The organism is Lichenihabitans psoromatis (assembly GCF_004323635.1).
In the GTDB taxonomy this organism is placed as follows: domain Bacteria; phylum Pseudomonadota; class Alphaproteobacteria; order Rhizobiales; family Beijerinckiaceae; genus Lichenihabitans; species Lichenihabitans psoromatis.
This window is the reverse complement of sequence record NZ_CP036515.1, coordinates 3,011,461-3,026,125: the sequence shown is the minus strand read 5'-3', so window position 1 is coordinate 3,026,125 and position 14,665 is coordinate 3,011,461. Positions and strand designations below refer to the sequence as shown.

The 14,665-nt window shown below is 62.9% G+C and carries 11 protein-coding genes and 1 pseudogene; 7 read left to right on the top strand and 5 right to left on the bottom strand.

Features of this window, described 5'->3' with window-relative positions; all coding sequences use genetic code 11:
• Positions 1 to 86: 86 nt before the first annotated feature.
• A complete protein-coding gene (locus EY713_RS13995) occupies positions 87 to 2,204 on the top strand; it encodes a S9 family peptidase (RefSeq protein WP_131119728.1) in 2,118 nt (705 codons plus the stop codon).
• Here EY713_RS13995 and EY713_RS13990 read toward each other — a convergent pair.
• Positions 2,201 to 3,553 (bottom strand): hypothetical protein, encoded by a 1,353-nt coding sequence (locus EY713_RS13990; protein ID WP_131115796.1) that lies wholly within the window; start codon positions 3,551 to 3,553, stop codon positions 2,201 to 2,203. The two genes, EY713_RS13995 and EY713_RS13990, sit on opposite strands and share 4 nt — an antisense overlap.
• Positions 3,554 to 3,796: 243 nt before the next feature.
• Here EY713_RS13990 and EY713_RS13985 point away from each other — a divergent pair, with 243 nt between their 5' ends.
• The 4 genes and pseudogenes from EY713_RS13985 to EY713_RS13970 all read left to right on the top strand — a co-directional run bounded on the left by EY713_RS13985 (position 3,797) and on the right by EY713_RS13970 (position 7,656).
• A complete protein-coding gene (locus EY713_RS13985; protein ID WP_131115794.1) occupies positions 3,797 to 4,396 on the top strand; it encodes a superoxide dismutase in 600 nt (199 codons plus the stop codon).
• Between the two features lie 295 nt (positions 4,397 to 4,691).
• Positions 4,692 to 6,242 (top strand): murein biosynthesis integral membrane protein MurJ, encoded by a 1,551-nt coding sequence (murJ, locus tag EY713_RS13980; protein WP_131115792.1) that lies wholly within the window; start codon positions 4,692 to 4,694, stop codon positions 6,240 to 6,242.
• A gap of 5 nt (positions 6,243 to 6,247) precedes the next feature.
• Positions 6,248 to 6,910 (top strand): haloacid dehalogenase type II, encoded by a 663-nt coding sequence (locus EY713_RS13975; protein ID WP_131115790.1) that lies wholly within the window; start codon positions 6,248 to 6,250, stop codon positions 6,908 to 6,910.
• Positions 6,910 to 7,656 (top strand): annotated as a pseudogene (locus tag EY713_RS13970) (GNAT family N-acetyltransferase). Before EY713_RS13975 ends, EY713_RS13970 begins: the two are co-directional and overlap by 1 nt.
• Before the next feature lie 23 nt (positions 7,657 to 7,679).
• Here the strand turns inward: EY713_RS13970 and EY713_RS13965 are convergent.
• The 3 genes from EY713_RS13965 to EY713_RS13955 all read right to left on the bottom strand — a co-directional run bounded on the left by EY713_RS13965 (position 7,680) and on the right by EY713_RS13955 (position 12,558).
• Positions 7,680 to 9,062, bottom strand: coding sequence for a M20/M25/M40 family metallo-hydrolase (locus tag EY713_RS13965; RefSeq protein WP_131115786.1), 1,383 nt, complete (start codon positions 9,060 to 9,062; stop codon positions 7,680 to 7,682).
• A 203-nt stretch (positions 9,063 to 9,265) separates the two neighbouring features.
• Entirely contained in the window at positions 9,266 to 10,873 is a 1,608-nt protein-coding gene (locus EY713_RS13960; RefSeq protein WP_131115784.1) for an inorganic phosphate transporter, read from the bottom strand.
• 110 nt (positions 10,874 to 10,983) lie between these two features.
• On the bottom strand, positions 10,984 to 12,558 hold the full coding sequence (locus EY713_RS13955) for a helicase HerA-like domain-containing protein (protein WP_131115782.1): 1,575 nt from the start codon (positions 12,556 to 12,558) through the stop codon (positions 10,984 to 10,986).
• A 178-nt stretch (positions 12,559 to 12,736) separates the two neighbouring features.
• Between EY713_RS13955 and EY713_RS13950 the strand changes: the two genes are divergently transcribed.
• On the top strand, positions 12,737 to 13,123 hold the full coding sequence (locus tag EY713_RS13950; protein ID WP_131115780.1) for a DUF2267 domain-containing protein: 387 nt from the start codon (positions 12,737 to 12,739) through the stop codon (positions 13,121 to 13,123).
• A 50-nt stretch (positions 13,124 to 13,173) separates the two neighbouring features.
• Here the strand turns inward: EY713_RS13950 and EY713_RS13945 are convergent, their stop codons facing one another.
• On the bottom strand, positions 13,174 to 14,352 hold the full coding sequence (locus EY713_RS13945; protein WP_165491140.1) for an alpha/beta hydrolase: 1,179 nt from the start codon (positions 14,350 to 14,352) through the stop codon (positions 13,174 to 13,176).
• A gap of 4 nt (positions 14,353 to 14,356) precedes the next feature.
• On the opposite strand from EY713_RS13945, the gene EY713_RS22770 reads away from it, so the two are divergent.
• On the top strand, positions 14,357 to 14,623 hold the full coding sequence (locus EY713_RS22770) for a hypothetical protein (protein WP_165491139.1): 267 nt from the start codon (positions 14,357 to 14,359) through the stop codon (positions 14,621 to 14,623).
• The last annotated feature ends 42 nt before the right edge of the window (positions 14,624 to 14,665 follow it).

Here is a 14,665-nt window from a genome sequence, read left to right as displayed (position 1 = left end):
CTCATGAGACGTCTGCCGTCGATCCTGTCGGCCGGATCAATACAGCCGATGCGCCACCTCGTGACCCGGATCATCCCTTGACAGCCCTGACAAGCGAGCCCCCCTTCGCATCTGCCCAGCCGCCGGCTCCCGCCGAACGGCGATCGAGCCTCACGATCGTGCACGGCCTCGAATTGGATGATCCCTATGCGTGGTTGAAGGCGTCGAACTGGCAGGAGGTGCTCCGCAAACCCTCTGCCCTGCCGACGGACATCAAGGCCATGCTCGATCGCGAAAACTCTTATGCGGATGCTGTTCTGGCGCCGACGAGCGATTTGCAGACAAGCTTGATCGCCGAAATGCGCGCGCGCATCAAGGAAGACGACAGCGACGTTCCGGTCTCGGATGGGCCTTTCGACTATTACGTTCGCCACCGCGATAATGGACAGCATGAGATTGTGTGTCGACGCCCGCGCGATACCGAGGTCGACGAGACGATTTTGCTGGATGGCGATGTTCTCGCAGAAGGGCATCCGTTCTTCGAAATCGGGGCAGCGCAGCATTCGCCGGACCATCGGCTGCTTGCCTGGAGCGCGGACCTCAAAGGATCAGAGTTGTTCACCCTACAGGTGCGTGACATCGAAGCCGGCAGCGATCTTGCCGATCGGGTGCCGCAGACGGACGGCAATGCCGTTTGGTTCGCCGATTGCGCTTCCTTCCTCTACGTGCGGATGGACGATAACCATCGCGCCAGCAGCGTTTATCGCCACCGGCTCGGCAGCAGCGGTGACGTCGACGATCTCGTTTTCCATGAGCCGGACCCCGGTTGGTTTGTTTCGATCGAACGTCTGCGATCCGGCCAGTTCGCGGTCATTTCGGTTCACGGCCATGATGCGACCGAAAACCACCTCGTCGACTTGAGCGTGATGGGCGCGGTCTCGCGTCACCTCATCGCCGCGAGAGAGCCCGGCCTCCGCTACGACGTCGATCAGCGTCACGACCGTCTCTTCATTCGCACCAACGCCGATGGCGCCGAAGATTTCAAGATCGTCGAGGCGCCCCTATCCTGCGACGGGAGAGCCGATTGGGTGGATCTCGTGCCGCATCGGGCCGGTCGACTGCTTCTCCATGCGGATGTCTATCGCGATCACCTGGTTCGTTTAGAGCTCGAAAATGGTCTTCCTCGGATCGTCGTTCGTACCATCGAGAGCGGCGAGGAACATTCGATCCATTTCGACGAGGATGCCTATTATCTCGGCCTCGGTGATGTCGCCGAGCAGGACACCCAGACGATTCGATTTTCCTACTCGTCTCTGACGACGCCGGACGAGGTGTTCGATTACGATATGGGTGAGCGGCGTCGCATTCTTCGGAAGCGGCGCGAACTGCCGTCCGGGCACGATCCCGAGCAATATGTGAGCCGCCGCGTCTTCGCGACAGCAGCCGATGGCGAGACGGTTCCGGTTTCGCTTCTGTATCGGAAGGATACGCCACTCGATGGCTCGGCGCCGCTGTTACTCTATGGTTATGGCGCCTACGGCTATGCCATTCCGGCCGCCTTCGGAGCCAACCGTTTGTCGCTCGTCGATCGCGGATTCGTGTTTGCGATCGCACATATCCGGGGTGGTACCGACAAAGGTTGGGCCTGGTACACCAAGGGCAAGCTGGCCAATAAGCCGAACACATTCAATGATTTCATAGCGGCAGCTCATCACCTGATTGAAGCAGGCTACACGGCTCGTGGCCGCATCGTCGCCCAGGGCGGCAGCGCGGGCGGCATGTTGATGGGCGCGGTCGCCAATATGGCGCCGGGTCTGTTCGCCGGCATCATCGCGGATGTTCCATTCGTCGACGTGCTGACCACGATGCTCGACGCGGACCTTCCACTGACGCCGCCCGAATGGCTTGAATGGGGCAATCCCATCCTCGACCGGACGGCCTTCGACACGATCCGATCCTATTCGCCCTACGACAATGTCGCGCCCCGGCCCTATCCGCCGATTCTGGCGTTAGGCGGCCTCACCGACCCAAGGGTGACCTATTGGGAGCCGGCAAAATGGGTCGCAAAGCTGCGCGCGACCGCATCGGGTGGTCCGATCCTGCTGAAAACCAACATGGAAGCCGGACATGGGGGCGCCTCCGGCCGGTTCGATAGGCTGGAAGAGATCGCGCTCGAATATGCCTTTGCGATGACTTGCGTGTCGGCCGCTGCGCCCACGCGTTAAGCGCGGTTGACGTCCTGTTGCTCGATGAAGGCTTTCAGCTCCTGCATCGAGCCGAATTGGTGGACGCCCGTGTCGGTTTCGACCTCGATCATTCCGTTCGAATACATCACGTACGAGGCCGAGCCGGCATTGTAGCGGCCAACGATCGTCGGGCTGAGCGGGTGCGGGGCGACGTCGGCTTCGTTCGTCTCGGCCTCAGCCTGGAGAGGCTCGTGATGCTGAAGATCGGGATAAGACGACCCCGTCTCTACGCGCTCCTCGGTCTCATGCGGGTCCGGCTCGCCATAGGTCCTTGGCTCATGCTCGAGGTCGTGACCATTATCGACTGGGTGGTCCTGATCCGGATGCGTCGCTAGTCCGTCGTCATCGCGCGGCTCGGCCCCGCCCTCATGCGCGTCGAAGCTGTGAGCCTCATGCTCGTGAGCGTCATGGCCGTGAGCCTCATGGCCGTGAGCCTCATGCTCGTGGGGATGAGCCAACGCCTCGAAACGATCCTCGCTCTCGCCCGTCTGCAACCGATGCCCATCTTGGGAAAGGTCTGGCCAGCCGGATGAGAGATCAATCGAGGTTCGTGCCGGCGCGTCGGACAGCATCGTATCGTGCATGGGGACCAGCACAGGCTGCACGGCGGATGGCCGATCTGAAATCGCAGGAGCCGGACGCTCGAACGGATTGCGTTTCCGCAGCGCGTCGGCGCGTTCCATAATGGTCGACATAAAACGCGATGTACGACGCGGCTGTGGTGCGTCCTGAACGCCCGCGTTGTCCCAATCGGGTCGAAGCACGGGCGCGGCCTCAAGTGCGGCCACGGGCTCAGCGACAAGGCGCTGCTCATCCTGATGCGGCGGCTCTCGTTCAGCGTCTGCGTCACCGGGCAGCTCGCTCACCGACATATCGGATCGGCTCGGCTCGAGAAGGCGCGCGTGGTCGTCGTGGCGTGCCTGTTCCTCAAGCCGGATCGGCTCCGCAACAGTCGGCGGCTCAGGCTCCCAGCGGCGGAGCGGGTCGGGACGCGGTGCTGCATCGTCGTTGGCCAAAATCGGATCGGGCCGGCGGGGCGAGAACAGGGTGTCGTCCTGGGACAGATCCCGATCGACCGTACGGTCTTCCCCGCGCTCCGCCACGAGCATCGCGGCGGGAGCGGTTGCGGTCAGCAAAACTCGAAGCGAGTCGAGCCGCGTCGCCAAAACCGCGATCGCGAATGTGACACAACCGCCCGACACGATGACAGATCCGGCGATCACCTCGGCCCAACCTTGTTCGAGGCGGATGATCGGCGCGCCATTGGCGACGCAAATCACACCGATGACCACGAGCAAAAGGCCGAGCACGTAAATCCCAAGTGTCATCAAGCGTCATCCATTCCCGTCGATCCGTCTCAGCATGGTTCGTGAACGCCCATGCTACCGAAGCGTCCGCCCAGCACGAAAAAAACAATAAGCGGGTTTCAAAGAGTAAGTAAAATCATTGTGCTGACGAGCGGTTCCCGTCACGCACCTTCATGGTTGCTCCTTTTCAAACAGCCGCTAGTTTCATGCCCGTCGCGCAGGGGGCCGTTTCGGCCCTCTTCCGCGTCAACCAAGGAGTTTCAAATGGCTTTCACCCTCCCGGAGCTGCCCTACGCGCATGACGCGTTGGCGCCTTACATGTCGAAGGAAACCCTGGAATTTCATCACGATAAGCACCACCAGGCTTACGTCACCAACGGCAATAACCTGCTGAAGGGCACCGAGTTCGAAGACAAGTCTGTCGAAGAGGTCGTGGTTGGATCGTTCGGCAAGAACGCCGCTCTCTTCAACAATGCCGGCCAGCATTACAATCACATCCATTTTTGGAAGTGGATGAAGCCGAACGGTGGCGGCAAGCCCCCGGCGTCGATCGCCAAGGCCATCGACGAGAGCTTCGGCTCCTACGATAAATTCACCGAAGCCTTTATCCAGGCTGGTACCACCCAATTTGGTTCGGGCTGGGCTTGGCTGACCGTCAAGGATGGCAAGCTCGAAGTTTCAAAGACCGCAAACGGCGAGAACCCGCTGGTTCACGGCGCTAAGCCGATCCTCGGTGTCGACGTGTGGGAGCACTCCTATTACATCGATTTCCGCAATCGCCGCCCCGATTACCTCAAGGCCTTCGTCGAGAACCTGATCAATTGGGAACACGTCGAGGAAATGCACGCAGCCGCCGTCAAGTAAAAGGCTGATGTTCGGCTCGACCGTTGCGGTTCGGGCCGTTTAAGTCCTTGTTGAAAGCGTTCCGTTAAGCATGGATCGCGCAAACCTCGGCAGGCCCGCGACGTCGTTGTGCGGGCTCCGAGGCGACAGTCACGCAAAACGCCTTCGCGTCCGTCGCGAATGCGTTTTCGCATCATGAATAGTGGATCAAGCCGGATGACGTCGACACGGCCCCGCAGGGGCGCAGCGGAGCGAGCCCGGACAGTCGTCCTGTTACGGCCCGCCATGGCGAACCTCGTCACGCATCGTGTCACCGATGTATAGAAGTCTGCTCTCGGTCGGTGGCCTGACCATCCTGTCGCGTGGAACCGGCTTCCTGCGGGACGTCGCGCTCAGCGCGATCCTTGGCGCCGGCGGCGTCGCCGACGCCTTCGTGGTGGCGTTCCGCCTTCCCAATCATTTCCGCGCCATTTTTGGGGAAGGCGCGTTCAATTCGGCTTACGTGCCGTCCTACTCCCGCGTGCTGGAGACGGAAGGGCCGGAGCGAGCCAAGACGTTTGCGAGCCAGATCTTCACAATTCTGCTCGCTTCACAGATCGTGCTGCTGGTTCTGGCCATGGCGTTCACGCCGGAGCTCGTGCGTCTGCTGGCGCCTGGCTTCGAAAGCGATCCGACCAAGATGGATCATGCGATCAGCATGACCCGCATCACATTCCCATATCTGCTCTGCGTCACCTTGGTGACGCTTCAGTCCGGCACGTTGAACGCCAATCGCCGCTTCACGGCCGCCGCTTTCGCGCCGGTGCTGCTGAACGTCGTCATGGTGATGTTCCTCGGCGTGGCATTCCTGTTTCCAAATGCCGGGATCGCCGCAAGCGTCGGCGTCACGGTCTCGGGTGTGCTGCAACTCGTCATGATGCTGGTGGCGGCCCGCCGCGCCGGAGTGATGGAAAAGCTTGTCAGGCCGCGTTGGAGCACGGACGTGCGCCGATTTTTTCGGGCGCTCGGCCCCGCCGTCATCGGCTCCGCCGGCGTTCAAATCGCCATCTTCGCCGATACGATCATCTCATCGATGCTGCCGACCGGCGGCCCGTCGTCAATCTACTATGCCGAGCGCATCTATCAGCTGCCGATCGGCGTGATCGGGATCGCGGCCGGCACGGTGCTGCTGCCCGAAATGAGCCGGCGGCTGGCGCAAGGCGATGCTGGCGCCGCGCTACACGTGCAAAACCGCACCATGGCGCTGACCTTGGCGCTCTCGGCGCCGTTCTTTCTGATGTTCATGCTGATGCCGCGCGAGATCATGCAAGGCGTCTTTCAGCGCGGCCAATTCACGGCGGCGGATGCCGCAGCCTCTGCCGCGGTCTTGGCCGCCTATGGGATCGGCCTTCTGCCGATCGTGCTGATCCGCTCGGCCGTCGCGAGCTTCCAGGCGAGAGGCGATACGACCACGCCGATGATCGCCTCCCTGGCGGCCGTGGCCCTCAATCTCGCGCTGAAACTGCTGCTCTACAAGCCGCTCGGGGCCGTCGGCCTCGCGACCGCCACCGCCGTCGGGGCCTGGATCAACCTCCTGATCCTCGTCACGCTCGCGAGCCTGAAAGGCACCATGCGGCTCGATGAGACGCTGGCGCGCGTCGCCGTGGCGGTCGATGTCGGATGCCTCGCGCTCGGCGCGTTCATCGTGCTCGCGGCGCCGTCGATTGAAGATTATGCGCGACATCTGACGACACGCGGAGAACTTTCGCTGTTGTTGATCGGCATGCCGGCCGCCGCACTCTATGGTGTCACCTTGCTGGGCGCCCTCTGGGTGCTGCAGGTGAAATTGCCCGGCCTGCCGCGCCGGTTCGTCAAAGCAAAGGCCTGAACGCCATGCCTCGTCTGTTCGTCTTCGACGCCTATGGGACCCTGTTCGACGTCCATGCGGCCGTCATCCCGTTGCGCGGCGAGATCGGCGCGCAAACCGACAGGCTGTCCGAGCTCTGGCGACAGAAACAGCTCGAATATAGCTGGGTGCGCGTCCTCATGGGCCGCTACGTCGATTTCTGGGCCATCACCGAAGCTGCGCTCGATTATGCGGCGGCGCGCTGTGGTGGGCTGGATCCAACCACGCGGCAGAAATTGCTGACCGCCTACGAGACGTTGACGCCCTACCCCGATGCCCGGCCCACCTTGGCGCGGCTCAAGCGCGAGGGTTGCGCGACCGCCATCCTGTCCAACGCAACCGAGGCCATGGTGCGTGGTGCTGTTTCGGCGGCCGGTCTCGGCCCGGTGCTCGATGCGGTTCTGTCGGTCGATCTACTCCGGACCTTCAAGACGGACCCGCGTGGCTATGCGCTTGTCGAAACACAGTTCGGGACGCCGCCAGCCGACGTAACCTTCGTGTCGTCGAACCGTTGCGATATCGCGGGCGCGGCGGCCTTTGGGTTCGGAACCGTTTGGCTCAACCGCGGCGGCATGCCCGACGAATATCACGACTTGCCGCCAACCCGGATCGTCGCCTCGCTCGACGCGCTGTTAGATCCGGAGCCCTGATGATCGACAACGCGGCCATCCGATCCATCGAGGAATGCGGCTTCAATGCGTGGCCGGCCAAAACGACTGTGCTGAGTGGCGGCTGGCTGCTGCGCCTGCATGATGGTTATACAAAGCGAGCCAATTCGGCCAATGCCTGAAGCCCCGGCCCCGACTTCGAGGCCGTGAGGCGCGACGCCGAAACGCTTTATCGACGGCATGGCCTGCCGGTAGTGTTTCGGCTGACGCCGCTGGCCGATGCCTCTGTCGATGAACTCCTCGACCATGCGGGCTACACGCGCGTCGACCCGACCATCGTTATGACAAAGCGGCTCGATCGGGTTGTCGCGGATCCCGATCCGATGATCCGGCTCGAAACTCAGGCGAGCCCGCATTGGCTTGATGGCGTCGCCGAAGCAACCGCGATCCCAGCCGCATTCAGGCTGTCGCATCATGCGCTGATCTCGAACATCCAGCGCCAAACCGTTTTTGCGACGATCCTCGCGCAGGACGCACAGCCGATAGGCTATGGGCTGGCCGTCATCGAAGGGGAGCGGATCGGCTTATTCGAGCTCGTGGTCCACCCCGATTGGCGGGGGCGGAAGTTGGGTGAGCGGCTTGTGTCCGCCTTGATGGCCTGGGGAGCCGCACAGGGCGCGGCCTCGGCCTATCTTCAAGTCGGAGCAGACAATATCGCGGCTTGTCGGCTCTATAGGCGGATCGGCTTCAGCGACGCCTATCCCTACCATTATCGTGTTCTGAGCTAGCCGTCGGCGCAGAGCGTCGCCGGCTAGAGCGCCAATGCGTTGAGGATGCGGGCCCACGAGCGCGCGCCCTTGCTGAACGAGGTGAGATTATACTTTTCGTTGGGCGAGTGGATGCGATCGTCGTCGAGCGCAAAGCCGATCATCAAGGCGTCCATCTTCATGTCCTGCTTGAACGAGCCGACGATCGGGATCGAGCCTCCCGACCCGGCCAGCACCGGCTCCTTGCCCCATTCCTGCGTCAAAGCGCGACGGGCGCGGTTCAGCGCTTCGGACGAAAACGGCAGTTGCAGCGCCGGACTGGAGCCATGCGACAGGAACTCCACCGTACAATCATCGGGCAGACGCGCCCGCACGAAGGCGCGGAACGCTTCGGCGATCTTGGCCGGGTTCTGCTTGCTGACGAGGCGGAACGAAAATTTAGCGCTCGCCATGGCGGGCAGGACCGTCTTCGATCCCTTCCCCTCGTAGCCGCCGCTGATCCCGTTCACGTCACAGGTCGGGCGCGACCAGATCTTCTCGAGCACGCTCCGATCGACCTCCCCGACCGGCTGCGACAGACCGACGTCGCCCAGAAAAGCGCTTTCGTCGAACGGCAACGCCTTCCATTGCTCGGCGACCGCGTCGGGTAGTTCTTCGACGCCCTCGTAAAAGCCAGGCAGCGTGATCTTGCCATCCGACCCCTGAAGGTCGGCGATGATGCGGGCCAGGACATGGATCGGATTGACGGCCGCGCCGCCGAACATCCCGGAATGGAGATCCCGACTTGCGCCCCGGATCACCACCTCTTCGAGCACGAGACCGCGCAGCATGGTCGTGATTGAGGGGGTATCGGCGTCCCACATACCGGTGTCACAGACCAGAGCCAGATCGGCTTTCAGTTCCGTCTTATTCTCGGCCAGGAACGCGGGAAGCGATGGCGACCCGGTCTCTTCCTCGCCCTCAAACAGGATCGAGACGTCGCATGGCAAACCGCCCGTTTCCGAGAAGGCCCGGCAGGCTTCGACGAAGGTCATGAGCTGACCTTTGTCGTCCGACGCGCCGCGCGCCACGATCACGTCACCCACATCGGTCGTGACACGCTCGGCCTTGAAGGGGTCGCTGGTCCAAAGCGCGCGAGGATCGACCGGCTGCACATCGTAATGGCCGTAGAACAACACATGCGGAACGTCTCGCCGAGTTCCCTTGGCATGAGCCACGACCATCGGGCGGCCGGCGGTGGGTCGCACCGACGCCGTGAAGCCGATGCTGCTAAGTTCGGTCGAGAGCCACTGGGCGGCCCGCTCGCAATCCGGCGCGAAAGCCGGGTCTGTCGAAATTGACGGAATGGCCAGCAGATCGAACAGACGCGTGAGCGCACCGTCGAGGTTGCTGTCGAGTTTGGTCAGAACGGCGTCGATCGAGGCCATGCGGGCTCCGCTTGAAAAGATCTGTTCCGGTGTCCTTAGAGCAAACGTGGCCGTGAGGAAATCGCCCGATCCTCGATGCCCACCGAGAAGTGTCACAGAAGCCGGAACCGTCGATCAAGCGTGCGCTCCGCTGCCGGGGGGCTAGAACGCGAAAAGGCCCGGCATCGCTGCCGGGCCTTCGTGCAAGATTATGTGCTGTTCGGTCAGAAGATGTGGCTGAAGATCACGAACAGCGTGCCGGACAAGAGCATCGCGACCGGCAGGGTCAGGACCCAGGCGAGCGCAATGTTGCGGATGGTTTCGGCCTGGATGCCGGAGCCATTGGCCGCCATTGTGCCGGCGATCCCCGACGAGAGAATATGCGTGGTCGAAACCGGAAGACCGAAATTGTCGGCCGCCGCGATGGTTGCCATGGCGACCAATTCGGCCGAGGCACCCTGCGCGTAGGTCATGTGGGTCTTACCGATCTTTTCGCCGACCGTCACGACGATCCGCTTCCAGCCGATCATGGTGCCGAGGCCAAGCGCCAGAGCGACAACGACCTTCACCCAGGTCGGGATGAACTTGGTCGAGGTATCCAGGCTCTTCTTATAGGTCGTGAGGGTCGCGGTTTCGGCCGGCGAGAGCTGGTTGTCCTGGATTTTCGGCAGCGTGCGAAGCGCCTCCGACACCAGATACATATCGTTCCGCGTGTTGCCGACTTCGTTTGACGGCACCTGCGCCAGGTTGCCGTAGCTCTTCACCTGGTTCGAGACGTCGCGGATCAGGGCGGCGAGGGACGGGTAGATCCCATCGTCGAGTTTCTTGTCGCGAATGAAGGCCGTGACGGCGGGACGCGGGTCGCCGGTGATGTTGTAGCCGAGCGCCTTTGCGTCGATCACCTTGGAGGCCGCTTCCGAATTCTGCTCGAACGAGGCGACATGGCTGTCGGGGAGTGCGCGATTGAGCGCATAAGCGGTCGGCACGGTCCCGATCAGGATCAGCATGATGAGGCCCATGCCCTTCTGACCATCGTTCGACCCATGCGCGAACGACACGCCGGTGCAGGTGAAGATCAGCAGAGCGCGGATCCACAGCGGCGGCGTCTCGCCCGGCTTCGGCGACTGATAGAGGGCCGGGATCTTGACGAAGGTCTTGAGGATCATCAGCAGCGCGCCGGCGAACATGAAGCCGACGATCGGCGACAAGATCAGCGCCTTGCCGACCGACATGGCCTGATCCCAATCGACACCCGAGGTGCCGCTGCGACCGCGCATCAACGCATTGGCGACGCCGACGCCGATGATCGAGCCGATCAGCGTATGCGAGCTCGATGCGGGCAGGCCAAGATACCAAGTCCCGAGGTTCCAGATGATGGCCGCGATCAACAGCGCGAAAACCATCGCGAAGCCGGCGTCCGAGCCGACCTGCAGGATGAGTTCCACCGGCAGCAGCGACACGATGCCGAAGGCCACTGCGCCGGTCGAGGTCAACACACCGAGGAAGTTGAAGAAGCCCGACCAGACGACCGCAACATTCGGCTTCAGCGAATGCGTATAGATCACGGTCGCGACCGCGTTGGCGGTGTCATGGAATCCGTTGACGAATTCAAACGCGAGCGCGATCAGCAACGCGACGCCGAGAAGCATATAGACCAGAATACCGTGGGACTGCGTGCCCGCTGAGCTGACATCGTGCCAGACGTTATAGGCCGCATAAGCAAGACCAATCGCGAAAACAGCGAAGAAGACGATGACGCCGCGATAGTCGACCTTATGGTCGAATTTGACGCCCGATGGCTTTGTTTCGGGGACTGATGACACGCTCGACATAGGCTCACTCCAGCTCGATTGCCTTGAAGTAGCCATCATGTGCAACACTTTTGTGAATTACATCGCTGCCATTAATGCTTTGTTTATACCTGTCGCTCGGTTGCGCGACGCTACTTTTGAATGCCGCCGAGAACGCCTCGGATGATCTCCCGGGCGACCTGCGTGCCGACTGAGCGGGCCATCGATTGCAGCGCCGACCGCATCACCATCTGCCCGGTCGAGAGGCGTCCGCGACTGCTCGCTCCACTATTCCACAAGCGTCCAAGCGCGCCACCAACCTCGCCCAGCAGCCCGCCGCTCTGTGAGGCCGCCTGCGGAGCGCCGGCTTGCGGCACGTTCGCTTGCGGCGATGAAGGCTGACCTGACCCCGGAGCGACGGAAGCCGCCCTGCCCTCGGCGCGCGCTTTCAGAATTTCAAAGGCGCTGTCTCGGTCGACCGCGGTGTCGTATTTGCCCGTGATCGGGCCATTGTCAATGATGGCCTGCCGCTCGGCGGGCGTGATCGGCCCGACACGGGAGGCGGGCGGCGCGATCAGCGATCGCTGTACGATTTCGGGCGTTCCATCCTTCTGCAGCATCGAGACGAGCGCCTCGCCCACCGCGAGTTGGGTGATGACGGATGCGGTATCGAAAGCCGGGTTCTGTCGAAACGTATCGGCAGCCGCCTTGACGGCGCGTTGATCGCGCGGCGTAAACGCCCGCAGGGCGTGTTGGACGCGGTTGCTTAATTGGCCAAGGACGGTGTCGGGGACGTCGAGCGGGTTCTGGGTGACAAAATAAACACCGACCCCCTTCGACCGGATCAGCCGCACCACCTGCTCGATGGCGTCCATCAGGCTCTTCGGCGCATTGTCGAACAGCAGATGCGCCTCATCGAAGAAGAACACCAGCTTTGGCTTTTCGGGATCGCCGACTTCCGGCAATTGCTGGAAGAGCTCCGACAGGAACCACAGGAGAAAGGTCGCATAGAGGCGCGGGCTTCGCACCAGCTTGTCGGCTGCCAGGATATTGACGATCCCGCGCCCATCCCGATCGGTCGCGATGAAGTCCAGGATATCGAGCGCCGGCTCGCCGAGAAAGCTTGTGGCGCCCTGGGCCTCGAGCACCAGCAATTGTCGCTGGATCGTGCCGATCGTGGCGGGAGCCACATTGCCGTAGCTCTTGGTCAGCTCAGCCGCATGTTCGGAAATATATTGCAGCATCGACCGCAGGTCTTTCAGGTCGAGCAGCAGCAAGCCCTGTTCGTCCGCGACCTTGAAGGCGACGTTGAGAACGCCCTCCTGTACGGGGTTCAACTCGAGCAGGCGCGCGACCAGCAGCGGACCCATCTCGGCGATCGTAGCGCGGATCGGGTGACCCTGCTGGCCGAACACGTCCCAGAAGACGGTTGGGAACCGATCGGGCTCGTAGGGGATGCCGATGGCGGCGGCTCTCTGCGTCAAGGCGGCACGGCCGTTTCCCGCCATCGCGATCCCGGCGAGGTCGCCTTTCACGTCAGCCGCGATCACGGGGACCCCGGCATTGGAAAATCCTTCGGCGAGCTTCTGCAGCGTCACGGTCTTGCCGGTGCCGGTTGCCCCGGTCACGAGTCCGTGCCGGTTGCCGAGCGACAAGGTCAGCCGCTCGAAGGTCGCGCTCTTGCCGACCAGGATCGTGCCCGGCATGTCCCACGTGTCGGTGCTCATCGGGCGGTGATCCTGTGTCGCGATTCTTCGTCTTGGCTATCGTAGGGGAGCGCGGTCGATCACGCCATTCCCGTATCGACCGGCATGGGGACCGCCGCGCCCGGCGATTTGTCACCGACGGCGCGAGACAACCACGTCGATTATTCGTTAAGAAACCGCAGACCAACCGGAGTGGACCATGGAAGACCTGATCGAACGCGTCAGCACAGCAGCCGGCATCGAGCCCGAAGTCGCCCGCAAGGCGATCGGGATCATCCTGTCGTTTCTGCAGAAGGAAGGACCCGCCGACGAGGTCGGCAAGGTCATGGATGCGGTTCCTGGCTCGCGGGAAGCGGCGTCGAGCGCTGCGGGCGAAGCGCCCGAGTCATCTGGCTTTCTGGGCGGCTTAATGGGTGGAGGCGGTGGCCTGATGGGGCTGGCGAGCCAATTGACCGGCATCGGCCTCGGCATGGGCGAAATGCAGACCGTCGGCCGCGAGATCTTCGCTTTCGCCCGCGAAAAGGTCGGTGAAGACACGGTCGGGCAGATCGCAGGCGCCATCCCGGGTCTCAGCGCTTTGACCTGACAGGACCTCTCCGGGTCCGGCTGGACGGCACCCGGTGAATTAGCGGAACGTCAGGGCGTCGGGACTGCGCTCTGTGTCGCGCCGGCGCCCGGATCGACGACAGGCTTCGCTGCCGGCATATTGGCCGGGGTTGCAACCGTCCCCGGTTGAACAGCTCCAGCCGGCGTCACTCCCTGCTGGCTTGTCCCAAGCTGGGGGGTCGGAACACCCGTCCCACGTGTCGCCGAGGCCGGATCCAGCGGCGCACCGGCGTCCGGCGCGAGAGGCGCGCTGATGATCGGCGCGTCCCCTCTCGCGTCGATCACGGCCTGCACGTTCTTGTCCTCGGGGCGGGCGAGCGCCAGTTGCGCCCCGATCGAAGCGATCACGTCCGGCGCATTGGCATAAGTGCCGTGGCCGATGAAGCCGACGCTCTCGCGGCTCATGTCACGCACCGAAACGCCAAGCCCCTGGATCATCGCGCGATCGTCGGGATTGTTTGGATCGAGCGCCCCGACGCGCGGGCGGTCGTTGGCCAGCAGGCTCGACACAGACAGGGCCTTGTCGTTGTTGGCCACCAGGATCGACACATGCGCCGCGGACCCGAGGCGGGCCATCTGCTGACGAAACACGGATGCATCGATGTCGGGCGAGGCCAGCATGACTTCGCCGAGATGTCCATCGAGATCGGGATGCCCGGCGATGGCATTTTCGCGCAGCGCTTCCATCGCCATCCAGGCCCCCATGGAATGCGCCAGAATATGCACCTTGCCGACATCCGGCTCGTGCGCCAGCGTCAGCATCAAGCGCTCGAGCCCATCACGGGACGCCATGGCGGTCTCGCGATCCGACCCATATGCGAAGACGCTACCGCGCGAGGCCCAGGTATAGAGCACCGGAACGCCGCCAAATTTGGCGTCGTTGACGATTTGCGCAAGGCGGAAGCGCGCCTCATCGAAGCTCGTGTTGAAGCCATGCACGAAGAGCAGCACGTCGCGGTTCGACCCGATGCGGCCGGACAGATGCGTCGCGACCTCGTTGACGAGGCCGTCGTCGTCCAAAGTGCGACGCGCCGTGACGACGAAATGATAATTGACATTCTGGGAGCCGAGCCCCGGCCGCTCGATCGCCCCGGGCTGATGGGTCGGCGGGACGCTGATGGTCACCAGCGAAAAGTGGACGGCGGAGCCATCCGAACTCGTCTCGGATGCCGCACCGCGCTCGCCCTTTCGGGTCGAGGCAACGAACATTTGGATGGGCCTGGGTACGCCATCCGGCAGCCCGACCACCAAAGTCCCGACGGTCCCAACGCCATCGGCCAGCGATGTGACGCCTGAGGAGACGCAAGCCGATAGCCCCAATGCGGCGATGCTGCACAAGACGCCCGCCCTCACCGCCTTCACCATCACGTCCAGCGTTCCACCCTCGATTGAAAACGACACAGGCGCCGCGCTCGCCCATAAAAAAGCACCCGCGTCGCATCCGCTGGACGTCTATGGCGTGCAGCTTTGGCCGAAATAGGACTCTCATTGCGACGCGTCACCCGCATCAATGTGCCGTCGG